The sequence below is a fragment of the Leptothrix toolikensis (SeqCode) genome (genome assembly GCF_057922285.1).
The window spans coordinates 64,064-89,187 of sequence record NZ_JBYSVC010000002.1; the positions used below are offsets into that span (position 1 = coordinate 64,064).

Sequence of the window (25,124 nt, forward strand, 5' to 3'; positions counted from 1 at the left end):
AGGTGGATTCAGCCCGGTACCTTCTGGTCCCGGGCTTTTTTTCGGCTCCGTGATAATTGAGGCATGACTTCCTCACCCACGCCTTCGCCCGACGACCGAACCTTGATGCTGCGCGATTACCTGCAACGCATCCTCACCGCACGCGTCTACGACGTGGCCATTGAGTCCGAGCTTCGACCCGCTCCCAGTCTTTCAAAACGACTCGGTAATCGGGTGCTGCTCAAGCGCGAAGACACCCAACCCGTCTTCAGCTTCAAGCTGCGCGGGGCCTACAACAAGATGGCCCGACTCAGCCCCGAGGAATTGGCGCGCGGCGTGATCTGTGCCTCCGCCGGCAACCATGCCCAAGGCGTGGCGCTGGGCGGTCAGCGCTTGGGTTGCCGGGCGGTGATCGTCATGCCGACCACCACGCCACAACTCAAAATCGACGCCGTGCGCGCCCGAGGTGGTGAAGTGGTCTTGAGCGGTGAGAGCTACTCCGACGCTTATGACTACGCGCTGACCTTGGCCACACAGGAACAGATGACCTTTGTGCATCCCTTCGATGACCCGGATGTCATCGCCGGTCAAGGCACCATCGGCATGGAGATCCTGCGTCAACACCAAGGCCCCATCGACGCCATCTTTGTGGCCATCGGCGGCGGCGGCTTGATTTCTGGCATCGCGGCCTACCTCAAGGCAGTGCGTCCCGAGATCAAGGTCATCGGCGTACAGACCACCGACTCCGACGCCATGATCCGCTCGGTCGAAGCGGGTGAGCGTGTGCGACTCAACGATGTCGGTCTCTTTTCGGACGGCACCGCTGTCAAGTATGTCGGTGAGGAAACCTTTCGCCTGACGCGCACCTTGGTGGACGATTTCATCCGGGTCGATACCGATGCGGTGTGCGCGGCCATGAAGGATGTGTTCCAAGACACGCGCGCCATCCTTGAGCCCGCTGGGGCCTTGGGCGTGGCAGCCATCAAACAGTACGTTGAGCGCACCGGCTGCAAGGATCAGACCCTGATCGCCATCACTTGCGGTGCCAACATGAACTTTGATCGGCTGCGCTTTGTGGCCGAGCGCGCCGAAGTGGGCGAACGACGCGAAGCCTTGTTTGCGGTGACGATTCCCGAAGAGCGCGGCTCGTTCAAACGTTTTTGCGAGCTGATCGGCCCACGCAGCGTCACCGAGTTCAATTACCGCATCAGCCACGCTCAGCAAGCCCACATCTTTGTCGGCCTGACTTTGAGCGCTCGGGGTGAGTCGGAACAGATCGCAGAGCATTTCCGTACCCAGGGTTTTGCCACAGTGGACTTGACCCGCGACGAGCTGGCCAGCTCACACTTGCGCCACATGGTCGGCGGCCGCTCGGAGTTGGCGCAAAACGAGCGCTTGTTCCGCTTCGTCTTCCCGGAGCGCCCGGGCGCATTGATGCGTTTTCTGTCGAGCATGCATCCCAGCTGGAACATCAGCTTGTTCCACTACCGCAATCAAGGGGCCGATTACGGTCGCATCCTGATCGGTGTGCAGGTGCCGGGTACGGATGACTCGGCCTTCACCGACTTCCTCGCCACCTTGGCTTACCCGTGCGTCGAGGAAACAGATAACCCCGTTTACCGCTTATTTCTGCGCTGATTCGGTCTTTACTGTGTTGGACACCCCTTGGGTGAAGCTTGTTGACGTCCGACGAGCTCGCCACAATCGGACGCCATGACACACACGATGGATACGCAGCAGGTGGTGCCGATCTCGGGGGCCGCGCTGGAAGAATCGATCCGCTACCGCTTGGGTCAGCGGCGCTTGGTTCACGGCACCCCGGGGCCCTTGGCCCCGCTGGAAAATCTGGCCTTGCGTTTGGCCCTGATCCAGAACCAGCCTCGGCCGCGCTTGCGGCAAGCTCAACTGGTGATCTTCGGCGGTGATCACGGCTTGGCCGTGGATGTGGTGACACACAGTCACCTCCAAGACAGCATCGGCCTGATCAACGACATCTTGGCCTCCAAGCTGCCTTTGGCGGTGCTGGCGCACCAACGCGGCATGACCACCCGGGTGGTCGATTGCGGTCTGGCCACCGATCTGCCGGCACAGCCCGGCGTGCTAGCCCGCAAGATCGCTCACGGCACCCGCAACTGCCGCGTTGCTGCGGCCATGACGGTGGCCCAAGTGCAGGCCGCTATCCGGGCCGGCCAAGATATTGTCGAATCGCTACCCGGCAACGTGCTTGCCTGCGTGGGCTTGGGGACCGGCTCACAGGTGGTCGCCGCCTTGGTGATTTCGCAGTTGAGTGGCTTGGCGCTGGCGGACTTGATCCAAGCTGACGCCCCTTTGAAAAAACTTCTGATGATTCAGAAGAATCAAAACCGTCACGGCCCCATCGAAGATCCGATCGATGTTTTGGCAGCTTTTGGCGGCTTTGAAACCGCCGTGATGGTCGGTGCCATGATGGCTGCCGCCAAGCGGCGTCACACCGTGATGGTGGAAGGGCTGAACGCCTGTGCCGCCATGCTGATCGGGCACCGTTTAACGGGCTCCTTGGGCGACTACTGTTTCGTGGCCGGCAGCGATACGCCGCACAGCCTGCAACCCGAGCTGGCGGCCATCATCAGCAAGGTGGGGGCGCAAGCCCTGCCAAGCGTCGGTCTGGACGGCATTGATGGCACGCAATTGCCGTTAACGCTACCGTTGCTGGAAGCCGCCGCCGCACTGCTCAGCGACGTGCAAGACACGTGATGTTCGATGTTCAGCGAACGGGGGCCGCAGCAGCAGCGATGGGCCGACCCAACGGCGCAGGTGTGTTCGCCGCAGCGGGCGGCGGCGGCGTTTGTGGTGCCTGTGGTGCAAAAGCCGCAGGTGTGGGCAGCGCAGACGGCGACGGCGACGGCGCAGCAGGTACTTTGAGCCAATCAGCCGCACGATGAGCCGCAGCCGTGAGCGTGCCCGTGGCGGGTGGGGGCAACGCTGGCAAATCAAGCACCGTGACCGCTGCCTGCCCCACGGGTCCGAGTCGGACTTGTCGGGCGCTGACGGACTGCAACACCCAGTCGGCATCGACCACGTCACCCACCTCAAAAGCCCGTGCCGGCTTGCCATCAATCGACAGCAGAGCGACCCCTTGACGATCCGAAGTGGGCGATGAAGCCGCAGCCATGCCCACCAAACGGAAGCGGCCCACCATGGCACTGCCACCTGCACTGGCTGAGGCCGAAGGCGAAGAGGCAGCCGACACCGAAGCGAACAGCCGCAGCGGATCGCCTTTTAAGGTTTGTTCCATCGTCACCATGCGTGCATGAGCGGGAACGGGTTCTGGACGAACAAAGAGCTTCAGCCCCCAAGCGACGGCACTCGTCGCTAGGAGCGTCCAAACCATCCATGCTGTGATTCGAGCCACCATGGGACGATTATCATGGATCCCCCTCTCCTATTCACGGTGTCACCCGATGCTTTTTTCCTGTCCCTCCGCCCTCCGGGCCGTTCAACGCGGTTTCACCCTGATCGAGTTGATGGTGGTGCTGGTCATCATCGGCGTCTTGGCGGCCTTGGTCGTGCCCAGCGTGCTGGACCGGGCCGACGATGCCCGCGTCACCGCCGCACGCACCGACATTGCCAACCTGATGCAAGCGCTGAAGCTCTACAAGCTGGATAACCAACGCTATCCCACCGCCGAGCAAGGCCTGCAAGCCTTGGTGCTCAAACCCGCTGCGGGCCCGATCCCGAACAACTGGAAGCCTTATCTCGAAAAGATGCCCAACGACCCGTGGGGCCGGCCGTACTTGTACGTTTATCCGGGCATCAAAGGTGAGATCGACATCTTCAGCTATGGCGGTGACGGTCAAGCGGGCGGCGAGGGCAAGAATGCTGATATTGGCTCTTGGCAGTGAAACCCATCCGGGGCTTCACGCTCCTAGAGCTGATGATCGTGGTGATGCTGATCGGCGTGGCCAGCGCGGTGGCCTCCTTGGCACTGCGCGACAGCGGCGATACCCGGCTTGAGCGCGAAGCCTTGCGGTTGGCCTCTTTGTTTGAATCAGCACGGGCTCAGGCCCGGGGCTTTGGCACGGTGGTGCGCTGGCAGCCGCGCAGCGCCAAACCGGGGGCCGACTTTGAATTCACCGGCTTGCCCGAGATCGCCAAACTGCCTGAGCGTTGGCTGGAGGATGAAACCCGCGCCCACGTGCAGATCTGGCTCGATGATCGACGGGAAAGCGTCATCCTCGGCCCGGAGCCAGTGATTCCGGCGCAAGCGGTGATCTTGGCCGATGAACACCACCGCATCATCTTGCGCACCGACGGCTTGGGCCCGTTCCTGATCAGCCATGACACTCCTGACCCGGCCGCTTCAGCGGCGAAGTAGTCCAGCATGCACAAGCAGCGTGGCATGACGCTCATCGAGGTGATGGTGGCCCTGACCATCGTGGCCATCGGTCTGACCGCCGGCCTCAAAGCCGCCAGCGCCTTGGCGCGCAACACCGAACGTCTCGCTGATGTGCTGGCTGCGCAGTGGTGTGCCGACAATCAGCTCACGGGGCTACGTATCACCGGGCAGTTTCCGCCGGTGGGTGACAGCGATGTGAGCTGCATCCAAGCCGATCACACCTATCGCGTGCATCTGGTCGTACGCCCCACGCCCAACCCCAATTTCAGACGCATCGATGCGCAGGTGCATGACGATCTGGATCAGCCTGTGCTGACGCTGTCCACAGTGCTACCGAGAATGCGATGAACGCCCACCACCGCAGCCGCAGCGGCTTTACCCTGATCGAAGTCCTGATCTCCTTGTTCATCATGGCGCTGATGGCGGCGATGTCTTGGCAGGGTGTCGATATGGTGATGCGAACACGCGACACCGCCCAGAAGCGGCTCGACCATCTGCTGCGCTTGCAATCGGTGCTGGCGCAGTGGGAGATTGATTTGCGGGAGATTGATGACAACCCCACGGTGCCCAACTTGTCGTTCGATGGGGCGCACTTGCGGCTGATCCGCCGCCAACCTGAAGGTGTCCAAGTGGTGGTCTGGAGTGTCCAAGGCGGTGAGCTCTTACGCTGGAGCGCCCCGCCTGCCACCCAGGCCGACATGCTTCAAGAGCATTGGTTTCGTAGCCAGCAATTACGCGGCGACGAGCCGGGCACGCTCCACGCCCTCCCGGGCATCGCATCGTGGCAGCTGCAATATTTCTACAGCATCAGCAACGCTTGGAGTAACGCCCAATCGACCGGCGAGGCCGACGTCGGCGATGGCAGCGCGGCCAAGTCAGCGGCTGTGGCCGGCGGTCGTCAAGCCTTGCCCGACGGCGTGCGCCTGATCTTGAATCTCAGTCCCATCAGCGGTCGCAGCGGCAGCATCACCCGCGATACTCGACTGATTCATCCATGACGAACGCCTCCAAGCAACGCGGTGCGGCCCTGCTGACCGCCATGGTGATCGTCACGCTGGTGACCACCGTGGCCTCAGCCATGATCTGGCAACAATGGCGCGCCATCCAAGTCGAAGCCGCCGAGCGCACCCAAACCCAAGCGCAATGGATCCTGAATGGTGCCTTGGACTGGGCGCGCTTGATCCTGCGCGAAGATGCCCGCGCCGGGGGGGCCGATCACCTCGGTGAGCCTTGGGCCATGCCCTTGGCCGAAGCGCGCCTCTCGACTTTTCTGGCCGCTGAGCGCAATACCACCGAAGACGCCGGCCCAGATGCCTTCCTCTCGGGGGCCATCAGTGACGCCCAAGCGCGCTACAACCTGCGCAACTTGGTGCTCAACGGCAAGATCGTGGCCGAGGAGCAAGCCAGCTTGTTGCGTCTATGTGAATTTGTCGGCGTATCCGCCCAAACGGGTACACAGTTGGTTGAGGCGGTGGCTGCGGCTTTGCTGGCCCAACCACAGACTCCCGGTGGTCCTGTGCCCTTGGTGCCGGCTAGGGTCGAACAACTCGGCTGGTTGAAGATCGACCGGCTAGCGGTGGCTAAGCTGGCACCGCATTTGGCGCTGTTGCCCCGACGCACACCCGTCAATCTCAATACCGCCAGCAAAGAAGTCATCGCTGCCGCTATCCCCGACTTGGACTTGGCCAGTGCCCAACGCTTGGTGCAGGTGCGCCAACGCACCCCCCTCAAGACGCTGGATGCCTTGGTCACGATTTTGGGGCGGCCCTTGCCGAGCAACTTGCAAGGCTTGGATGTCCGTAGCAACTACTTCGAGATCGTCGGCTCCTTACGCTTGGATGAACTGATCGTCAGCCAGCGTTCTTTGGTCGAACGGGTGGGGCTGGAAGTGCGTATTCTCTCGGTCGAGCGCGTGGGCCCGGGGGTCTTGATGCTGGCCCCCACTGCGCCACCTTTTTGATGCGCTGGCGGTGTAACCGCACCCCTACAATCCCCATCATCTTCTGGCTGGCCCTCACCGTCGTTACCGCATGAGTTTGCTTGTTGTTCAACTGCCCGCACGCCTGCGCCTGCACCCCACCATGCCGGTCGGTGCGGCTGTGCCAACGCCCAACAACACAGCGGTCTACGGCTACGTCTACTCAAGCAACGGCATCTTGGTGGATCAGGGCCAGTGTGTTGCGGCCCTGCTGCCCAAAGCCACCAGCACCGTGGCCGTGCTGGCCGAAACCGACCTAAGCTGGCATCGCATCACCTGCCCCAAAGCACCCGCAGCCCGACTGCGCGCTGCCTTGGCCGGCATGCTCGAAGAGCAGTTGATGGACGAGCCGGATGCCGTGCATTTCGCCCTAGAACCTGGCGCTCGGGCGGGGGAGTCCGCTTGGGTGGCCGTGACGAATCGGGGCTGGTTGGCGGATCAGATTGACCATTTGGAGCGAGCTGGCTGTGTGGTGGACCGGGTCGGCCCACCGATGTGGCCGGGAGAAATCCCGCGCGGCCATTTCGGCCAAGACTACGACAGCCCCAGCGACGCTGTGCTGCTCACTTGGGCACACAGCGATGGCGTCGCCAGTTGGCCGCTCAAAGGGGGTTTATCACGCGCCTTGCTGCCTGATCGCCTGCCGGCCAACTCGCTGTTCAGCGCCAACCCAGCCATGGCGGCTGCGGCTGAGCGCTGGCTGGGCCAGCCGGTACACATCGTCTCGGCGGCTGAGCGCTTGCTCAAGATCGCTGAATCGCGCTGGAATTTGCGTCAATTTGACATGGCCCCACGTCACCGCACGGCCGCTTGGTTGCGCGATGTGGGGCGTGAGTTTCGCTCGCCAGCCTGGCGGGCCACCCGCCAAGGGCTGATCGGTCTGGCCCTCGTCAACCTTGTCGGCCTGAACGCTTGGGCCTGGATGCTCCAGGATCAGGTGGCCGCGCAACGTCAAAAGATCATCAGCGTGCTGCAACAAGCCCATCCCCAAGTTCGAGCCATCTTGGATGCTCCCGTGCAAATGCGGCGTGAAAACGAAGCCTTGCGCGCCACCGCCGGCAAAAACGGCGACACCGATCTGGAAACCCTCCTGAGCGTCGCAGCCAGTGCTTGGCCCGAACAAAGCGCCGTGCAAGCTTTGCGTTACGACGGCCGCCAACTGCAACTGGATGCGCCAACGCTTGCTCCAGCCCAAGTGGATCATTTGCGCGACACCCTGCGCTCGGCCGGTTGGCAGGTTGAAAGCGCCGCCTCAGGCCAAGTCACACTGCGCCACGGCACAGGAGCCGCACGATGAGCCGGCGCGTCCTCCCGGCCCACTTGGGCAGCGTGTTTTCGCCCTTGGTTGCGCCCCTGCTCCATCAAGGCATCACGCGCTGGGACGCAGCGTCCTCGCGTGAAAAATGGGGTCTTATCTTGGCCGTCTTGAGCCTCAGCGGCTACTTGCTCTGGAGTGTCGGGTTGCAGCCGGCTCTTAAAACCATCAAGGCTGCGCCGGTGCAACTCCAAGAACTCGACGATCAAGTTCAGCAAATGCAACGGCTGGCGGCCGAAGCCCATGAGCTGCGCGCCCTGCCTGCGGTCTCCGCCAGCGAAGCCGAAACCGCCCTGATGGCCGCCAGTGCGCGCCTCGGGCCGACCACCCGCGTCACGCCGGCGGGGGATCGGGCCACCGTGACGTTCAGCGAAGTCACGCCAGCGGCCTTTCAAGCTTGGCTCGGCGAGATTCGCGGTGCCGCACGCGCTCGGGTGCTGGAAGCGCAGCTGCAACGCAGCACAGTGCCCGGCAACATCACCTACAGCGGCACCTTCACACTCAGTGTGGTCAGATCCCCCTCATGATCAAACTGCGCATCGCTCCTTTGATCCCCAAAGCCGCACGACGTCGGCGTCCTGAAGGCGCTCCAGCGCGTCCAGCGCACCGCAGCATCAAGCGCTGGGCATGGGTCGGCGCGTGGATGGGCCTGGTGATCGGCCTAGGTCTTTTCGCCCCAGCCACGTGGCTGGCCAGCGCCGTGCAGTCTGCGACCCAAGGACGCCTACAACTGGCTGAAGCCCAAGGCACGCTCTGGGCCGGTAGCGCCTTGTTGGTTTTAACGGGCGGCCCCGGCAGTCGCGATGCACGCCTTTTGCCCGGTCGCCTGAACTGGACGCTTGCGCCTTTGAGCGCGGTGTCTTGGCGTCTGAGTTTGAACCATGAACAGCATCTGCATAACCCCGTCCAGATCGACTTGCTCCCCGGTTTAGGCCGGATGCGCGTCGAAGTGCATCACCCCACGGAGGGCATCGGCCACTGGCCGGCAGCTTGGTTGGCGGGCTTAGGCACACCGTGGAACACCTTGCAAATGGGCGGTGCGGTGCGCCTCGATAGCCACGATTTAGCCTTCGAATGGGCCCAAGGTCGGCTGGCATTTCAAGGCACCTTGACCTTGGAGCTGCGTGATTTGTCCTCCCGCTTGGCCACCTTGCCGCGTCTGGGCACCTACCAAATCAAATTGCAAGGCGACGCCGCCGGCGCTGGCACGGCCCAGATCCATCTCAGTAGTGCCGAGGGCTCACCGCTGCGTTTGTCCGGCTCGGGCAGCTGGAGCACCAGCGGTCTGCGCCTACGTGGTGAGGCCACCGCGACCGACGAAGACGCGCCCGCCTTGGCCAATTTGCTCAACATCATCGGGCGACGCGAAGGCACGCGTACCCTGCTCACGATCGGATGATTCATGATCCCGCCCATGATCCTGCGCTTGACCCCTTCCCCCTTGACCTGCCAGCGTGTGCTGCTCAGCGTGCTCAGTAGCTCCTTGGCACTCGGCCCCATGGCGACCCTTGCTGCACCCAAAGCCATCACGGCCGCCCGTGAACCTGTGACGCTGAACTTCGTCAACGCCGAAATCGACGCGGTCTCAAGGGCCATGTCCACCATCCTGGGCCGCCCCATCGTGGTCGATCCACGTATCAAGGGCACGATCACGCTCTACAGCGAGCAGCCGCTCACCCCGCGCGAGGCCTTTCTCAATTACATGGCCGCCCTGCGGGGGTTGGGCAACACGGTGATCGATGTCGCGGGCCTGCTCAAGGTGGTGCCAGAGGCCGATGCCAAGGTGCAAACCGGCACGGTTTCGGTCGGGGCGGTGACGCGCTCCGGGGATCAGATCCTCACGCAGATTTTTCGGCTTCAGCACGAGAACGCCAACAACTTGGTGGCCGTGCTGCGCCCGCTGATCAGCCCGAACAACACCATCAACGCCAACCCGGGCAACAACAGCTTGGTGATCACCGACTACGCTGACAACCTCAAGCGCATCGCCACGATCATCGCCGCCACCGATGTGCCCGGCGGCACCGAGGTCGAGGTCATCTCGCTCAAGCACGCCGTGGCAGCTGATCTGGCCCCGGTGGTGCAACGCTTTGCCGATGCGGGCGGTGCAGCGGCTGCCATCGGTCAACCCGGTGGGGGCGGCAGCGGCAGTGGCGTGACGATCAGCGCCGACTCACGCACCAACACCTTGCTGGTTCGCGCCCCGAATCCGACCCGCATGGCCATGATGCGCAGCACCATCGAACGCCTCGACCGGCCTGCGGCGGGCAGCGGCATCGGCGGCAACATCTATGTGGTGCATCTCAAGAATGCCGATGCCACCAAGCTCGCCACCGTGCTGCGAGCGGCTTACGGTGCAGGCGGCAGCAGCGGTACCTCAGGGGGGGTCGGCGGGACCAACCTGCCCATGCCCGGCGCACCGGGCGGGGCCTCGACCCAAGCCACCAGTCCGGTCTCGGCCTCGGCCAGTCCCTCGACCGGCGGCTTCATCCAAGCCGATCCAGCCACCAACGCACTCATCATCACCGCCCCTGAGCCGGTCTATCGCCAGCTGCGCGCGGTGATCGAACAGCTCGATGCCCGGCGTGCGCAGGTCTACGTTGAGTCGATGATCGTCAAGATGGACGCCCAGCAAGCAGCGGAATTCGGTTTTCAGTGGCAGAACCTGATCGGCAGCAACGGTGATAAGACTGGCGCTTACATGGGCACCAATTTCAACAACGGTGGCAGCCCGAACATCGTGAGCCTGTCAACGGCAGCTGCCACCGGATCGGCCACCGTCACCTTGGGCACGGGTTTTAACGTCGGTTTGCTGCGCAACATCAACGGCATCTACACCTTGGGTGGACTGGCGCGCTTTCTGCAAAACAACACCGACAGCAACATCCTGTCCACGCCCAATCTGGTCACGCTCGACAACGAAGAAGCCAAGATCGTCATCGGCCAAAACGTGCCCTTCGTCACCGGCAGCTTCACCAACACCGGCACCAGCAATGGCTCGGCCAATCCGTTCCAGACCATTGAGCGCAAGGACGTCGGCCTGACCCTGCGCGTCAAGCCGCAGATCGGCGAAGGCGGCACAGTGCGCATGGCGATCTACCAAGAGAACTCCTCGGTCAACAACACCTCCGTGACGTCCGGCTCCTCCGGCCCGATCACCGACAAGAGCTCAATCGAAACCACCGTGGTGGTCGATGACGGTCAGATCATGGTGCTAGGGGGCTTGCTCAAGGACGAGTACACCGACGGCGAAGACAAAGTGCCCTTCTTGGCCAGCATTCCGCTGATTGGGTATTTGTTCCGCAGTGAAAACCGCAAGCGCGTCAAAACCAATCTGTTGGTCTTCCTGCGCCCAGTGGTCATGCGTACCCAAGACGCGGCCGACCGGCTGACGCTGGATCGCTACGAAAAAATCCGCGCCCAGCAGCTTGATCAGCAACCGCGTGCCTCGTCTTTGACACCGATTCAAGACTCGCCGGTGTTGCCGCCGCTGAAACGCGCCACCCGCATCCAGCGCGCCAAAGACCGAGCCGCCGAAGTCTCACCCACCGACGCACCGTTCTGAGCGAGGGCCAGACTGATCATGGCTGTGCTGCGTCACCCCCTGCCCTACGCCTTTGCCAAGGCGCATAACCTTTTGATCGAGGACGACGGCCACCGCTTGGTGCTCTACGGCGACCCGGAAGTTTCCAAAGACGCTTTGGGCGAGGTGCTGCGCCACTTTGTGGTCGATGCGCTGGAACGCGAGCCCATCGAAAGCATCGGCCGACGCATCGCTCAGGCCTACGCCGGGGGGGAGTCAAGCGCCGCTGCGGTGGTCGATGAGGTCGAAAACGCGGTCGATTTCTCGCAGATGATGCAAGACTTGCCCGCCGTGGAAGACTTGCTGGAGAGCGCCAACGACGCACCCATCATCCGCATGCTCAACGCCTTGCTGACCCATGCGGCCAAGGACGGGGCCAGCGACATCCACATCGAACCGTACGAGCGCAATTCTTCGGTGCGCTTTCGTGTCGATGGCACCTTGCGCGAGATCGTTCAACCCAATCGCGCCTTGCACGCCGCCCTGATCTCGCGCCTAAAGATCATGGCCGAGCTCGATATTTCTGAAAAACGCCTGCCGCAAGATGGCCGCATCAGCTTGCGCATCGGCGCACGCGCCATCGACGTGCGCGTCTCGACCTTGCCTTCTGTGCATGGTGAGCGCGCGGTGCTGCGTTTGCTCGACAAGGGCGACGCCAAGTTCTCGCTTGAAGGCTTGGGGATGGCGGGGGAGACCCTAGCGCGCTTTCACCGCATGGTCCATCAGCCGCACGGCATCGTGCTGGTCACAGGCCCGACCGGCTCGGGCAAAACCACCACGCTCTACGCCGCCTTAGAGCGACTCGACACCAGCACCACCAACGTGCTGACCGTTGAAGACCCGGTCGAATACGAGTTGGCCGGCATCGGCCAAACGCAGATCAACGCCAAGATCGACCTCACCTTTGCCCGGGCCCTACGCGCCATCCTGCGCCAAGACCCAGACGTGATCATGATCGGCGAAATCCGCGATTTCGAGACCGCCCAGATCGCCGTGCAGGCCTCCCTCACCGGCCACTTGGTGCTGGCGACACTGCACACCAACGACGCCATCAGCGCCGTAACCCGTCTCACCGACATGGGCATCGAGCCCTTCTTGCTCAGCTCCAGCTTGCTGGGCGTGCTGGCCCAGCGCTTGGTGCGCCAGCTCTGCACCCACTGCAAGGTGCAAGACGCCCCGACCGGCCGCTGGCGCGCTGTCGGCTGCGACAAGTGCGGTCAAAGCGGCTACCGGGGCCGCAGCGGCATTTATGAGTTGATGGTTTGCGAAGAATCGCTGCGCGCACTGATCCACGGTCGCGCGCCCGAGTCGCAGCTCTTGGCCGCCGCCCGCGCGGGGGGCATGCACAGCTTGCGTGAAGACGGCGAGCGCTTGGTGCGCAGTGGCCAAACCTCGCAAGAAGAGTTGCTGCGCGTGACGCGCGATTGATTGGCATCCCCCACCGACACGCACCATGCCCGCCTACCGATTTGAAGCGCTGGACGCCGAGGGCAAGACCAGCTCTGGCTTGCTCGAAGCCGACAACGCCAAGGCGGTGCGGGCTCAATTGCGCGCGCGGCAACTGGTGCCGCTGGACGTGCAGCCGGTGGCATCCAGCGAAGTCAGCGCCGCCAGCCGCAACTTCGGCTCCAAACGGGTCTTCTCGGCCACCACCTTGGCGATCTGGACCCGCCAGATCGCCGGTCTGGTTAGCGCCGGTCTGCCGCTGGAGCGCGCCCTCACCGCCCTGAGCGAAGATGCCGAAGCCACCAGCCTGCGCGAGCTGATGGCGCAGCTCAAAGCCGACGTCAACGCTGGTTCTTCCTTTGGCAGCGCTTTGGCCAACGCGCCGAGCGAGTTCGACGAGGTCTACCGCGCCGTGGTGGCTGCGGGGGAGCAAAGCGGCCAGCTTGGCAAAGTGCTCGAACGCCTGGCCGACGACTTGGAAGAGCGCCAAGCGCTCAAGGCCAAACTGATCGGTGCCGCGCTCTATCCGGCCATCGTCTCGCTGGTGGCGGTGGTGATCGTGATCTTCTTGGTCACCTACGTGGTGCCGCAAGTGGCCCAAGTTTTTGCCGGCGGCAAGCGCAGCCTGCCTTTTTTGACCGTAGCGATGCTGGCCATCAGCGGCTTTATCCGCCACTGGGGCTGGCTGCTGGCGTTGGGCTTGGGCGGCGGCTTCGGCATGCTGGTTTTGGCGCGACGCAACGAAGTCACCCGCGAGCGTCTGGACGCGTTTTGGCTCACCCTGCCGTTGGTGGGTCGGCTGGCGCGCGGCTATAACGCGGCGCGCTTTGCCGGCACGCTGGCCATGCTGGCAGGCTCTGGGGTGCCGATCCTCAAAGCCTTGCAAGCCGCCGCCGAAACGCTCTCGAACCGCGCCATGCGCAGCGACGCCATCGATGCCTTGGCCCGGGTGCGCGAAGGTGCGCCGCTGGGCGCAGCGCTGGCGGCCAAGAAGCGTTTCCCCGGACTGCTGTCGATGTTTGCCCGCTTGGGCGAACAAACCGGCGACCTGCCACGCATGCTCGACCGCGCCGCCGCGCAGCTCTCGGCCGAGGTCCAACGTCGTGCCATGCAACTGGCCACGCTGTTGGAGCCCTTGCTGATCGTCGTCATGGGCGCGGTGGTGATGGTGATCGTGCTGGCGGTGCTGCTGCCGATCATCCAGATCAACACGTGGGTGAAGTGACACTGAGGGGCGGTTCAGTGACATCGTCCGCAGAACGTGTTCTGCGGCATCCTGCAAAACCGGCACGGATCATGCATGCTTGAGGTACCGACTTTCAGGAGCAGGCATGAGCACCGATCTGGTTCCCTCCCGCACCCCGTCCCAAGCCATTCCGGTGGCCAAGATGCGCCCGGTCTATCAACTCGGCGAGGTTGAAAAGCGTCTCGGCAAGCTGCCGCAGCGTGATCACGAAAGTCTGCGCAGCACCTATGAGCGCATGCTCGAAAAAGGCCCGGACCGCTTCCAAGTCAAGCCCTCCGGCCTGCCCGCCATGGCGCATCTCTATGAGGAGCTGCCCAATTTCCACAACGTGCTCGACGACGTGCGTCGCCAGCTCGCCCTGTGCGAAGACAGCCTTGATGCGCTCGAAATCACCCCGATCCTGCTGCTGGGCCCGCCCGGCGTGGGCAAAACCCACTTCGCCCGCGAGATCGCCAATTTGCTCGGCACCGGCATGGGCTTTGTGTCGATGAGCTCACTCACCGCCGGCTGGGTGCTGTCAGGGGCGTCGAGCCAATGGAAAGGCGCGCGCGCTGGCAAGGTTTTCGAAACCTTGGTGGACGGCCAGTACGCCAACCCCGTGATGGTGGTCGATGAGATCGACAAAGCCAGCAGCGAACACGCCTACGACCCGCTGGGCGCGCTCTACAGCTTGCTGGAGCACGACACCGCGCACCACTTCATCGACGAATTTGCTGAAGTCGCCATCGACGCCAGCCAAGTCATCTGGGTGGCCACCGCCAACGACGAACGCAACATCCCCGAGCCGATCCTCAACCGCATGAACGTCTTCGAGGTCTCCAACCCCGACCACGCCGCCGCCCAAGCCATCGCCTTGCGGCTCTACCAATCGATCCGCTCAGCCCACCACTGGGGCGAACGCTTCGAGCCCGAACCGCGCCCCGCCGTCCTTGAGCGCATGGCCGAGCTGGTACCCCGAGAAATGCGCCGCGCCTGGCTCTGCGCCTTCGGCAACGCCAAACTCGCCGGTCGCGATCACCTTGAAGCCGCTGACTTGCCCGGCAACAACGCCCCCAAGCGCAACACGATCGGGTTTGTGCACTGAGCCGCCACTCACCAATCCCCCGAAGCCCCGCCTCCGCCGCCACTGTCCGAACTGCTGCTGGAGCTGCTGTTAAAACTGCTGTCACCCGACGAGCTGAGACTGTTGCTCAACGATGGAGGCCCCGAGGCGGGCGCATCAGCAGGAAGAAAAACATCCATCCAATCGGCACCGTCGATGGCAGAAACCACCGCGAAAGCGACACCTCCGGTGAAGACCGCAGCCCCCAAGCTCAACACAAGGTCTGCCAGCGAGAGCATCACACACCCGCCTACAAGGCTCATCAAGATGAGCGGCACCGTCATGCTTCCGAGGCTAGCCATCACGACGGACAGCACGATGGTCCCCACAAACAGGCCCAGCACACCCCAGAACAGTGTGAGCGGATTGATGTGGTGATCAAGCCCGTCAGCCGCAGGAACCGTACGCAGCATCTCCCCGATCCGCCCCACCGCTGCCTGCAAACCATCGGCAAAACGGTTGTCGCGGAAAGCAGGTTTCAGTTGCTGATCGATCACGCTTTGCGCGGCGGCGTCTGAGATCACTGAGCTGAGGGCGCGCGGCACTTCGATACGCATCTTGCGGTCTTCAACCGCCACCACGATCAGCACCGCATCGCCCGCGTGGGCTTGTTGCACCAGCCGTTGGGTGTAGGCCTCGATGCTTTCAGGCTGAATGCCCGCCACCACCACCACCCGCACATCCCGCCCCGGAGGCCGCCAACTGGGCCAAACGCTCTTCCAAGGTTTGGCGCTGCTGGGCCGACAACACGCCCGCCACATCGGTCACCGAACCCGTCAGCACCGGCATCGGCATCTGCATCTGCATCTGCACTTGGGCAGCCCACACCACACCGGCCCAAAACAGCAACCCAAGAACGCCAAGAGCCCCAAACCAGTTTGTCAGATATCGCTTCACATCCATCCCCTTTTGCTGACCTTGGATCACTATGATCCGGCCATGGCTGCAAACCTTGACGGACGTCTAATCGTCGCCATTTCCTCGCGCGCACTCTTCGACTTTGAAGAGGAAAACCGCCTGTTTGAGGCCACCGACGACACCGCCTACCGCCAGCTTCAGCTGGCCCGGCTGGATCAGCCTGCGGCGCCGGGGGTGGCGCTGTCGCTGGTGCGCAAGCTGCTGGCGTTCAATCAGGGCGACGAGCGGGCGCAGGTCGAGGTGGTGATCCTGTCGCGCAACGATCCGGTCTCAGGGATGCGGGTGTTTCGCTCGGCGCAGCACTACGGCTTGAACATCGAGCGCGGCGTGTTCACCCGGGGCACCAACCCGTGGCGCTACCTCAAGCCGCTCAATGCGCACCTGTTTCTCTCGGCCAACGAAGACGACGTGCGTCAAGCCTTGGCAGCGGGCATTCCGGCCGCCAAGGTTTATCCCCAATCGGCCCACGCCAGCGCCGCGCACCCGCATGAAGTGCGCATTGCCTTTGACGGTGACGCCGTGCTGTTCTCCGACGAAGCCGAGCGCATCTACCAAAGCGACGGCCTGCAAGCCTTTCAGCGCCACGAAGCCGCCCAAAGCCGCCAGCCCCTGCCGGCCGGCCCCTTCAAGCCGCTGCTCGAAGCCCTGCACCGCCTGCAACACGAAGGCAGCGCCAGCCCCAAAGCGATGCGCGTGCGCACCGCCTTGGTCACCGCCCGCAGCGCCCCAGCCCACGAACGCGCCATCCGCACCCTGATGGACTGGCACATCGACGTCGATGAAGCCATGTTCCTCGGCGGCCTGCCCAAGGGCGATTTCCTGCGTGAATTCGAACCCGACTTCTTCTTCGACGACCAAACCGGCCACGTCGAACACGCCGCCGCCCACGTGCCCTCAGGGCATGTGGTGGCGGGGGTGAGGAATGTGGCGGGGGGGCATCGGTAATTTCTGCACTCAGAAACACGAAAGGCTGACGAGCTACGGTGCAGAGGCGTTCAAACACGCACGATTGAGCCCTTGAGCGAATACAAAATGCCCAGCACCTCATGCTGTGTTGCGCTATCGCTCTGGTTCTTGGTCAATGCACCCATGATGTCATCCACGACAGCCAGATACTCCTGTTCGCTGATGTTCATGCCACGGTGGGCCGTGAGCATGTCGCGGCCGGTGTAAGCCTCGGGGCCTCCTGCACCCATGCAGAAGAATTCGCGTGCCAGCCGCTTGGCTTTGTCTAGATCAGCAATGTGCTCGAAGCGAGTCTTGATCGTCGGGTTCGCCAAATGCGCCGCCATAACGTCATCAACTAGACGGCCAATGCCATCAGCTTTGCCCAAGCGTTCGTAAAGGGAAGCGTTCATTTTGAATCTCCTTCTATGTCTCTGGGCGACTCCATATCGCCCCTTCTGTGATCGAAACAGTAGCGAGATCTTTCGGACGTCACATGACTTTCCATCGTGGAAATGCTGAGGTTTCGATGAGGAACACCCCCCAGGGCCTTCCGCTATCATCAGACCGCCCGGTTGATCTTTCGGACCGAGCTGATCCGCACGCTCTGGGCGCACAGCCATGTTGCTGACCTTCCTCGACTGCTCGCTAGACACCCGACGCTACCAGTTGCGCCGTGGCGGTGCGGTGTGGCCCGTCGAGCCTTTGGTCTTCGATTTTTTGGTGCATCTCGCCACCCATCGTGACCGCACAGTGGGGCGTGAAGAGCTGTTAGACCGGCTGTGGCACGGCAAAGTCGTGACCGACGCAGCCTTGAGCACCTGTGTCAAATCAGCCCGTCGGGCCATTGGCGACGATGGTCATCGCCAAGCCTGCATCGCCACCGTACCGCGTCGTGGGTATCGCTTTTTAGCCCCGGTTCAGATTCAAGATGATGACGCCGCAGGCGGGCGGGCTGGATCTGCGCCCAGCACTGATCGATACGCCAGCGTTGTCGTCATGCCGCTACGCGCTGAAATCGGTGCAGGTACAGACATAGACGCCTCAGTGAGTGCAACCCACCTTTACGGCTTGACCCACGATCTCATCGCCCGCTTGGCGCGCCTGCGCAGCACCGCAGTCATTGCGCATGGCAGTGTGTTAGCACTGCAAGCCCGGGGATTCGGCGCGCTGGAAGCTGCCCAGCTGCTGCAAGCCGATTACGTGGTCAGCGGCGCTGTGCGGCTTCACCCTCGCGGCCTCGCGGTGGACGTGGAGCTAGCCGATGCGCATAGCAACCATGTTTTGTGGGACGACACATTCGTGGCCCAGCAAGATCATCTGTTGGAGATGCTGGACGACATCGGCCATTTCGTTGTCGCCAACATTGCCAGCGAAGTCGAGGCGGCTGAACGCGCCCGCTCGCTGCGTCTGCCGGCCCACTCACTCAACGCTTGGCTCGCCTACCACCGTGGCTTGGGGCACATGTACCGCTTCGAACGAGCCAACAACGAGCAAGCACAGCAGTTCTTTCAAGCCGCGATCCAACAAGCGCCTTCTTTCGCCCCTGCGCATGCAGGGTTGTCTTTCACTCATTTTCAAAATGCTTTCCAGAGTTGGGGCAACGCTGCACACGCCTCGAACCTAGCACTACAAGCCGCACAGGACAGCTTGGCCGCCGATGATCGGCAACCCGCAGCTCATTTGGCGCTAGGTCGGGCCTATTGGCTCCTCGGCAGGCAAGACGACGCCCTCCAAGCGCTGCAACAGACGGTGGAGTTGAGTCCAAGCTTTGCGCTTGCCCATTACTCGCTGGCCTTCGTTCAGGCCCAAGCAGGCGATCCGCAGGCCGCAATTGGTGCGGCCGACCGATCACGCCGACTCAGCCCGCATGACCCATTGTTGTTTGGCATGTTGGGAGCGAGAGTGATCGCGCTGTTGCGCTTGGGCCAATTTGCGGATGCTGCCGACTGGGCGATTCAGGCGGCCGCCCAGTCCAATGCCCATGCACACATCCGTGGCATCGCCGCATGCAGCCTAGCTCTCGCTGGCCGGCAGCGTGACGCTCAGACCCAGTTGGAGCAGATTCGGCGTCAGCGCCCCACTTACCGCATCGCCGACTTGTTGGCTGCCTTCCGGCTAGACGCGCAAACCACCCGTTTATTCCGGGACGGTTTGAGGCAGGCGGGATTGGGTTGAGCCCATCTCGCCTCAATACACCACCCGAATCGCCGCATTAAAAATCAAGGGGCCGAAGGCGGTTTGGACGCTGGCCAGGGTGGTTAAGTCGTCGTTGACGGGCAGGAGTTGGCCGGTGGGGCTGAGGCGGAAGCTGCGGGTGGCGGCGACGGTGGTGGTGTCGGGCAGGTTGAGAAACTGCGCGCTGAAGCTGTCGGCGGCCGTGGTGGTCCAGAGGATGTCGTGGGTGGTCTTGGGGCTGGTGCTGCCGGAGCCATCGGTGAACGTGCCGCCCAAGTAGGCCAAGGTGCTCGGGTCGTAGGTGCTGACGTCGGTGTAGAGCTGCGGCACCGTGTTGCCCGCCACCTGTGCGGTGATGGCGTAGACGCGGGTCACTTCGAGACTTTGCTGGGCGGTGGTCCGGGTGGTTTGGGTCACGGTGCCGGAGCCGGTGATCGGGTAGCTGCCCATCACCATGTTGGCAGCCGTGCCGCTAACCGTGATCGACCACACCGCGCTCGCGCTTGGCGCGCTTTGCTGTTGAAAGGCGTTCCACGCCGGCTGAAAGGCCGCGCCCAAGGTCGTTGTGGCGGTGTTGGTGTTGGTAGCGTTGGTGGTGGCGCTGCTCCCGCCGCCTCCGCAAGCATTCAACATCAGGGCCACAGCGGTGCAAGAAACCAAGAGAAGATGGCGGTAGGACATCAACGGACTCTCTTTCAGATGGAAAGCCACGGATCATAGGGGTGCTGCCTTGGCGGTAACGCACATGCGCAGGCCGTCCAAATCGAGCACGCGCACGCCGCCGTATTCGATGCGAATCAGGCTTTGGTTTTGCAGGGTGTGCAGGGCTTCGTTGGTGCGTTGGCGTGACAAGCCCACCAAGTACGCCAGTTCTTGCTGGGTGATGCGCAGCAACTCGCCCACGCCGGGGTACAGCACCGGATGAAACAGGGCGGCCAAGCTGCGTGCCACGCGCGAGTCGGGGTCGTTGAGCCGATCAATCTCGCGCGCAGCGATGAACTGGCCCAAGCGTTCGTTGAGCTGATTGAGCACAAAGCGGTTGAAGGGGATGCTGCGCCCAAGCAGTGCATGAAAGGTCTCGACCGGCAAGCCCACCACGGTGCTGCGCCGCAGGGCCTCGATGTTGTAGCGATAGGCCTCGCGCTTGAGCAAGGTGCCTTCGCCAAACCAAGCGCCAGGGGGTACGCCGGTGAACGTGATGGGGGCCCCGCCGGCGCTGTCGTTGCTCATCTTGAGCAAGCCGTCGATGACACCAAACCACCACGTCACGGGTCGGCCGATGCGGCACAGGATGTCGCCGGCCTCGGCCGTGGCCACGCGCAAGGCGTCGATGGCGAAGCGCTGATCGGCACCGTCCAAGGTGTTGAGCCAAGGAATACCCGCCAATTCGGCCGAGCTGAGGGTTCGGGCACGATCACGTAAAGGCAGATGTATGGGCATGGCAGCGCACCAGGTTGGGGAAATCACGGGGGGTGAAGACCCCTAAATTGTCGTCAAGCCGACAACATAACGTCAAACATGGGCCTACGATCCGCCCCTATCCCACCCATGGACCCATCCATGGCCCGATCCAGGGACGGTTTTCAGGAGACCCAAGATGCAGGCGACGTTCCCACGTCTGATGCTAGACCACCGCGCCCAGCGCCCCCACGCCAGCGCGTTGCGCGAGAAGGTGTACGGCATCTGGCAGACGCTGACGTGGCTTGAGCTGAGCGAGTTGGTGCGCCATCTGACCAGCGGCTTGGCCTTGGCCGGCGTCAAACGCGGCGACCATCTGGTGGTGATTGGCGACAACCGCCCGCGCCTATCGGCCACCTTGCTGGCCGCGCAAGCGCTGGGTGCGGTGCCGATTCCGCTTTATCAAGACGCCGCCAGCAGCGAATTCGTCTTCCCGATCCACAACGCTGACGTGCGCTTTGCGGTGGTCGAAGACCAAGAGCAAGTGGACAAGATGCTCGAAATCCGCGAGCAGTGCCCCAAGCTCGCACAGATCTGGTTCGACGATCCACGCGGCCTGCGTCATTACGACGAACCCGGTTTGGGCTCGCTCGACAGCTTGATCGACGCCGGTCGTCAACACGCGCAGCAACACCCGGTCTTTCTTGAGCAAGCGATCGAGGCGCTGAAGACCGAGGACGTGGCGGCGATGTTCTTCACCTCAGGCACCACCGGCCACCCCAAGGGCGTGGTCCACACCCATGCCAGCTTGATCGACCGGGCCGGGGCCGGGGCAGCGTTCGATCACCTCAACGCCCACGAAGAAGTGCTGGCCTACCTGCCACCGGCGTGGATCGGTCAGAACATCTTTTCCTACGCCCAGTGGCTGGTCTGTGGCTACGTGGTCAATTGCCCCGAATCGGCCAGCACCGTCACCATCGACTTGAAAGAAGTCGGCCCGACCTATTACTTCGCCCCGCCGCGCATCTTCGAAGGCTTGCTCACCAGCGTGATGATCCGCATGGAAGACGCCAGCCGCCTCAAGCGCGGCCTGTTCCAGCACTACATGGCCGTGGCCCGGCGCGTGGGCCCGGCGCTGATGGACGGCAAACCCGTGGGGCTGCTGGACCGCTTGAACTACGCCTTGGGCAACGTGCTGATGTACGGCCCGCTGCGCAACACCTTGGGTCTGAGCCGGGTGCGCGTGGCCTACACCGCCGGTGAGGCCATCGGCCCGGATCTATTCAGCTTTTACCGCTCGATCGGCATCAACCTCAAGCAGCTCTACGGCTCGACCGAAACCGCCGTGTTTGTCTGCTTGCAACCCGACCACGAAGTCAAGGCCGACACCGTGGGCGTGCCCATCTCGGGCGTCGAGATCAAGGTGAGCGAGACGGGTGAGTTGCTGGTGAAGTCGCCGGGCTTGCTCAAGGAGTACTACAAAAACCCGGCCGCCACCGCTGAAGTGCTGGACGCCGAAGGCTGGTATCACACGGGGGATGCGGGCTATCTGGACGAAGGCGGGCACCTGAAGATCATCGACCGCGCCAAAGACGTCGGTCGGCTGGTCGGTGGCCCACATCACGGCGGCATGTTTGCGCCCAAGTATGTCGAGAACAAGCTCAAGTTCTTTTCGCACATCAAGGAAGCGGTGGCCTTGGGTGATCGGCGTGAGCAGGTCTGCGCCTTCATCAACATCGACATCGAAGCCGTCGGCAACTGGGCTGAAAAGCGCAACCTGCCCTACGCCGGCTACACCGATCTGGCTCAAAAACCTGAGGTTTACGCCCTGATCCGCGACTGCATCGAGCAAGTCAACGCCGATCTGGCGCTCGACGAAAAACTCGCCGGCTGCCAGATCCACCGCTTCTTGGTGCTGCACAAAGAGCTCGACGCCGACGACGGCGAGATGACCCGCACCCGCAAGGTCAAGCGCGGCTTCATCCACGACAAATACCACCTGCTGGTGGAGGCGCTTTACAGCGGCAAGACCGAGCAGTACATCGAAACGGCAGTCAAGTTTGAGGATGGTCGCAGCGGCAGCGTCGCCGCCACACTCAAGATCCTTGACGCCAAAACCTTCCCCACCCATCGGAAAGCCGCCTGACCATGGCTCAACGCAAGATCGGCGACGTCATCCTCGACGTCAGCAACATCTCCCTGCGCTTCGGTGGCGTCAAGGCGCTGACCGACATCAGCTTTGACGTGCGCGAGCACGAGATCCGCTCGATCATCGGCCCCAACGGTGCGGGCAAGAGCTCGATGCTGAACTGCATCAACGGCGTCTACACCCCCCAAGAAGGCCAGATCACCTTTCGGGGGCAACGCTTTAGCCACATGAACAGTCGGCAGGTGGCCGAAATGGGCGTGGCCCGCACCTTCCAGAACCTAGCCCTGTTCAAGGGCATGAGCGTGATCGACAACATCATGACCGGGCGCAACCTGCGCATGAAAAGCAACCTGTTCTGGCAAGCGCTGCGCAACCCCTTCGGCATCGGCCCAGCCGAGCGCGAGGAATGCGAGCACCGCGAGAAGGTGGAAAAGATCATCGACTTCCTCGAAATCCAGGCCCACCGCAAAACCCCCGTGGGCCGGCTGCCCTACGGCTTGCAAAAGCGCGTCGATTTGGGCCGCGCCTTGGCGATGGAGCCGCAAGTGCTGTTGCTTGATGAGCCGATGGCCGGCATGAACGTCGAAGAAAAGCAGGACATGTGCCGTTTCATCCTCGACGTCAACGACGAATTCGGCACCACCGTGGTCCTGATCGAGCACGACATGGGCGTGGTGATGGACATCTCCGACCGCGTGGTCGTGCTCGACTACGGCAAGAAGATCGGTGACGGCAGCCCCGCCGAGGTGCGCGCCAACGACGACGTGATCAGCGCCTACCTCGGCACCAGTCATTGATATGCCATTGATTTGCCACTGACCTCACGAGGCAACGACACCATGGGATTTTTCCTCGAAACACTGATCGGCGGCCTGATGACGGGCATGCTGTACTCGCTCGTCGCGCTGGGCTTTGTGCTCATCTTCAAGGCCTCGGGGGTGTTCAACTTCGCCCAAGGCGCGATGGTGCTGTTCGCGGCACTGGCGATGGCGCGCTTTGCCGAGTGGCTTCCAGCCCTGACCGGCTTGGACAACAAGCTCATCACCAACGCCTTGGCCTTCACCGGCGCGATGGGCGTGATGATTGCGGTGGCGTGGGTGATCGAGCGCTTTGTGCTCGGGCGACTGGTCAATCAAGAAGGCATCACCTTGCTGATGGCCACCTTGGGCATCAGCTACTTTCTCGACGGCGCGGGCCAAACCCTGTTCGGCTCGGCGATCTACAAGATCGACGTCGGCATGCCCAAAGACCCGATCTTTCTGTTCGAGTCGATCTTTCCAGGCGGCATCCTCATCGGCCAAGAAGACGTGGTGGCCACGCTGATCGCAGCGGCGTTGGTGGTGGTGCTGAGCGCGTTCTTCCAATACACCAGCACCGGCCGGGCGCTGCGCGCAGTGGCTGACGACCATCAAGCGGCGCAATCCATCGGCATTCCCTTGAACCGCATCTGGGTGATCGTCTGGTCGGTGGCCGGCTTTGTGGCCTTGGTGGCCGGGATCATCTGGGGCTCCAAGCTCGGGGTGCAGTTCTCGCTCTCGCTGGTCGCGCTCAAGGCCTTGCCGGTGGTGATTCTGGGCGGGCTCACCTCGGTGCCGGGCGCGATCATCGGCGGCTTGATCATCGGTGTGGGCGAAAAGCTCTCTGAGGTCTTCATCGGCCCGATGCTGGGCGGCGGGATTGAAATCTGGTTCGCCTACGTGCTGGCGCTGCTGGTGCTGTTCATCCGCCCCCAAGGCTTGTTTGGCGAAAAAATCATTGATCGGGTTTGAGGGACACACCATGCTCTACCGCGAGAACGGCCAGTTCAAAACCACCTACAGCGCTGATCAGCAGATCTTCCCGATCCGCCAAGACCGCATCGCCATCAGCTTGCTCATGTTGGTGGCCTTCGTGGCGGTGCCGCTGCTGGCCAGCGAGTACGTCTTCCGGGCGGTGCTGATTCCCTTCCTGATCTTGTCCTTGGCCGCTTTGGGCCTGAACGTGCTGGTCGGCTACTGCGGGCAAATCTCGCTCGGCACCGGCGGCTTCATGGCGGTGGGGGCCTACATGGCCTACAACGCGTTTGTGCGGGTCGAGGGCATGCCGCTGATCGTGGCGATTTTGCTCGGCGGCGTCTGCGCCACTGGCGTGGGCGTGCTCTTTGGCATCCCCAGCTTGCGCATCAAAGGGCTGTATCTGGCCGTGGCCACGCTGGCCGCCCAGTTCTTCACCGACTGGGCGTTCCTGCGCATCAAGTGGTTCACCAACGACTCGTCTTCGGGCTCCGTGAACGTGGCTGATTTGCAAGTCTTCGGCTTCGCCATCGACACCCCGGTGCAGAAGTACTTGTTTTGCCTGAGCTTTGTGGCGCTTTTTGCCCTGCTGATCAAAAACTTGGTGCGCAGCCACATCGGCCGCGCTTGGATGGCGATGCGCGACATGGACGTGGCAGCGGCCGTGATCGGCATCCGCCCGATCCACGCCAAGCTCAGCGCGTTTGCGGTCAGCAGCTTTGTGGTCGGCGTGGCCGGTG

26 protein-coding genes are annotated in these 25,124 nt (G+C 62.8%); 20 read left to right on the forward strand and 6 right to left on the reverse strand.

The annotated features are described in order from the left end of the window. The first annotated feature begins 63 nt into the window (after window positions 1–63). On the forward strand, window positions 64–1,617 hold the full coding sequence (gene ilvA, locus AC3VI7_RS00720) for a threonine ammonia-lyase, biosynthetic (RefSeq protein ID WP_489668177.1): 1,554 nt from the start codon (window positions 64–66) through the stop codon (window positions 1,615–1,617). A gap of 75 nt (window positions 1,618–1,692) precedes the next feature. After that, complete coding sequence (locus tag AC3VI7_RS00725) at window positions 1,693–2,712, forward strand: nicotinate-nucleotide--dimethylbenzimidazole phosphoribosyltransferase (RefSeq protein ID WP_489668178.1); 1,020 nt, start codon at window positions 1,693–1,695, stop codon at window positions 2,710–2,712. A gap of 10 nt (window positions 2,713–2,722) precedes the next feature. On the opposite strand, the gene AC3VI7_RS00730 is transcribed toward AC3VI7_RS00725, so the two are convergent. Next, the gene (locus AC3VI7_RS00730) at window positions 2,723–3,373 is read right to left on the reverse strand and encodes a hypothetical protein (RefSeq protein WP_489668179.1); all 651 of its coding nucleotides are present in this window, start codon (window positions 3,371–3,373) and stop codon (window positions 2,723–2,725) included. Window positions 3,374–3,419: 46 nt separating this feature from the next. Between AC3VI7_RS00730 and gspG the strand changes: the two genes are divergently transcribed. From gspG to AC3VI7_RS00790, 12 genes are all read left to right on the forward strand, one after another. Beyond that, window positions 3,420–3,860: a type II secretion system major pseudopilin GspG gene (gene gspG, locus AC3VI7_RS00735; RefSeq protein ID WP_489668180.1), complete on the forward strand. Its 441-nt coding sequence runs from the start codon at window positions 3,420–3,422 to the stop codon at window positions 3,858–3,860. Further along, complete coding sequence (locus AC3VI7_RS00740; RefSeq protein WP_489668213.1) at window positions 3,857–4,333, forward strand: pilus assembly FimT family protein; 477 nt, start codon at window positions 3,857–3,859, stop codon at window positions 4,331–4,333. The genes gspG and AC3VI7_RS00740 overlap by 4 nt, the downstream gene beginning before the upstream one ends. 6 nt (window positions 4,334–4,339) lie before the next feature. Continuing rightward, window positions 4,340–4,702, forward strand: a complete 363-nt coding sequence (gene gspI, locus AC3VI7_RS00745; RefSeq protein ID WP_489668181.1) for a type II secretion system minor pseudopilin GspI — start codon at window positions 4,340–4,342, stop codon at window positions 4,700–4,702. After that, a complete protein-coding gene (locus tag AC3VI7_RS00750; protein ID WP_489668182.1) occupies window positions 4,699–5,352 on the forward strand; it encodes a PulJ/GspJ family protein in 654 nt (217 codons plus the stop codon). The genes gspI and AC3VI7_RS00750 overlap by 4 nt, the downstream gene beginning before the upstream one ends. Continuing rightward, window positions 5,349–6,314 (forward strand): type II secretion system minor pseudopilin GspK, encoded by a 966-nt coding sequence (gene gspK, locus AC3VI7_RS00755; protein WP_489668183.1) that lies wholly within the window; start codon window positions 5,349–5,351, stop codon window positions 6,312–6,314. The genes AC3VI7_RS00750 and gspK overlap by 4 nt, the downstream gene beginning before the upstream one ends. Window positions 6,315–6,384: 70 nt before the next feature. Beyond that, entirely contained in the window at window positions 6,385–7,629 is a 1,245-nt protein-coding gene (gene gspL, locus AC3VI7_RS00760) for a type II secretion system protein GspL (RefSeq protein WP_489668184.1), read from the forward strand. Then, window positions 7,626–8,174, forward strand: coding sequence for a type II secretion system protein M (locus AC3VI7_RS00765; protein ID WP_489668185.1), 549 nt, complete (start codon window positions 7,626–7,628; stop codon window positions 8,172–8,174). Before gspL ends, AC3VI7_RS00765 begins: the two co-directional genes overlap by 4 nt. Continuing rightward, window positions 8,171–9,046, forward strand: a complete 876-nt coding sequence (gspN, locus tag AC3VI7_RS00770) for a type II secretion system protein N (protein WP_489668186.1) — start codon at window positions 8,171–8,173, stop codon at window positions 9,044–9,046. The genes AC3VI7_RS00765 and gspN overlap by 4 nt, the downstream gene beginning before the upstream one ends. Before the next feature lie 15 nt (window positions 9,047–9,061). Then, window positions 9,062–11,212 (forward strand): type II secretion system secretin GspD, encoded by a 2,151-nt coding sequence (gspD, locus tag AC3VI7_RS00775; protein WP_489668187.1) that lies wholly within the window; start codon window positions 9,062–9,064, stop codon window positions 11,210–11,212. Window positions 11,213–11,239: 27 nt separating this feature from the next. After that, a complete protein-coding gene (gspE, locus tag AC3VI7_RS00780; protein ID WP_489668214.1) occupies window positions 11,240–12,658 on the forward strand; it encodes a type II secretion system ATPase GspE in 1,419 nt (472 codons plus the stop codon). 25 nt (window positions 12,659–12,683) lie between these two features. After that, entirely contained in the window at window positions 12,684–13,901 is a 1,218-nt protein-coding gene (gspF, locus tag AC3VI7_RS00785) for a type II secretion system inner membrane protein GspF (protein WP_489668188.1), read from the forward strand. A gap of 106 nt (window positions 13,902–14,007) precedes the next feature. After that, the gene (locus AC3VI7_RS00790) at window positions 14,008–15,006 is read left to right on the forward strand and encodes an AAA family ATPase (RefSeq protein ID WP_489668189.1); all 999 of its coding nucleotides are present in this window, start codon (window positions 14,008–14,010) and stop codon (window positions 15,004–15,006) included. Window positions 15,007–15,014: 8 nt separating this feature from the next. Here the strand turns inward: AC3VI7_RS00790 and AC3VI7_RS00795 are convergent, their stop codons facing one another. Next, complete coding sequence (locus AC3VI7_RS00795; protein ID WP_489671363.1) at window positions 15,015–15,689, reverse strand: TPM domain-containing protein; 675 nt, start codon at window positions 15,687–15,689, stop codon at window positions 15,015–15,017. Further along, window positions 15,670–15,927, reverse strand: a complete 258-nt coding sequence (locus tag AC3VI7_RS00800) for a hypothetical protein (protein ID WP_489668191.1) — start codon at window positions 15,925–15,927, stop codon at window positions 15,670–15,672. The genes AC3VI7_RS00795 and AC3VI7_RS00800 overlap by 20 nt, the downstream gene beginning before the upstream one ends. 36 nt (window positions 15,928–15,963) lie before the next feature. On the opposite strand from AC3VI7_RS00800, the gene AC3VI7_RS00805 reads away from it, so the two are divergent. After that, window positions 15,964–16,887, forward strand: a complete 924-nt coding sequence (locus tag AC3VI7_RS00805; RefSeq protein WP_369420721.1) for a 5'-nucleotidase — start codon at window positions 15,964–15,966, stop codon at window positions 16,885–16,887. A gap of 50 nt (window positions 16,888–16,937) precedes the next feature. Here the strand turns inward: AC3VI7_RS00805 and AC3VI7_RS00810 are convergent, their stop codons facing one another. Further along, window positions 16,938–17,300, reverse strand: coding sequence for a group I truncated hemoglobin (locus AC3VI7_RS00810; protein WP_489668192.1), 363 nt, complete (start codon window positions 17,298–17,300; stop codon window positions 16,938–16,940). A gap of 208 nt (window positions 17,301–17,508) precedes the next feature. Between AC3VI7_RS00810 and AC3VI7_RS00815 the strand changes: the two genes are divergently transcribed. Further along, window positions 17,509–19,065, forward strand: coding sequence for a winged helix-turn-helix domain-containing protein (locus AC3VI7_RS00815; protein ID WP_489668193.1), 1,557 nt, complete (start codon window positions 17,509–17,511; stop codon window positions 19,063–19,065). Between the two features lie 12 nt (window positions 19,066–19,077). Here AC3VI7_RS00815 and AC3VI7_RS00820 read toward each other — a convergent pair whose 3' ends face one another. Both AC3VI7_RS00820 and AC3VI7_RS00825 read right to left on the reverse strand, forming a co-directional pair. After that, window positions 19,078–19,746, reverse strand: coding sequence for a hypothetical protein (locus AC3VI7_RS00820; protein WP_489668194.1), 669 nt, complete (start codon window positions 19,744–19,746; stop codon window positions 19,078–19,080). A 33-nt stretch (window positions 19,747–19,779) separates the two neighbouring features. Continuing rightward, complete coding sequence (locus AC3VI7_RS00825; RefSeq protein ID WP_489668195.1) at window positions 19,780–20,505, reverse strand: Crp/Fnr family transcriptional regulator; 726 nt, start codon at window positions 20,503–20,505, stop codon at window positions 19,780–19,782. A 157-nt stretch (window positions 20,506–20,662) separates the two neighbouring features. Between AC3VI7_RS00825 and AC3VI7_RS00830 the strand changes: the two genes are divergently transcribed. From AC3VI7_RS00830 to AC3VI7_RS00845, 4 genes are all read left to right on the forward strand, one after another. Then, window positions 20,663–22,609: an AMP-binding protein gene (locus tag AC3VI7_RS00830; protein ID WP_489668196.1), complete on the forward strand. Its 1,947-nt coding sequence runs from the start codon at window positions 20,663–20,665 to the stop codon at window positions 22,607–22,609. A 2-nt stretch (window positions 22,610–22,611) separates the two neighbouring features. Beyond that, window positions 22,612–23,409 (forward strand): ABC transporter ATP-binding protein, encoded by a 798-nt coding sequence (locus AC3VI7_RS00835; protein ID WP_369419006.1) that lies wholly within the window; start codon window positions 22,612–22,614, stop codon window positions 23,407–23,409. A 42-nt stretch (window positions 23,410–23,451) separates the two neighbouring features. Next, window positions 23,452–24,381, forward strand: coding sequence for a branched-chain amino acid ABC transporter permease (locus tag AC3VI7_RS00840; protein WP_489668197.1), 930 nt, complete (start codon window positions 23,452–23,454; stop codon window positions 24,379–24,381). 10 nt (window positions 24,382–24,391) lie between these two features. Next, on the forward strand, window positions 24,392–25,124 hold a 733-nt coding region (locus AC3VI7_RS00845), incomplete at its 3' end, for a branched-chain amino acid ABC transporter permease (RefSeq protein WP_489671364.1).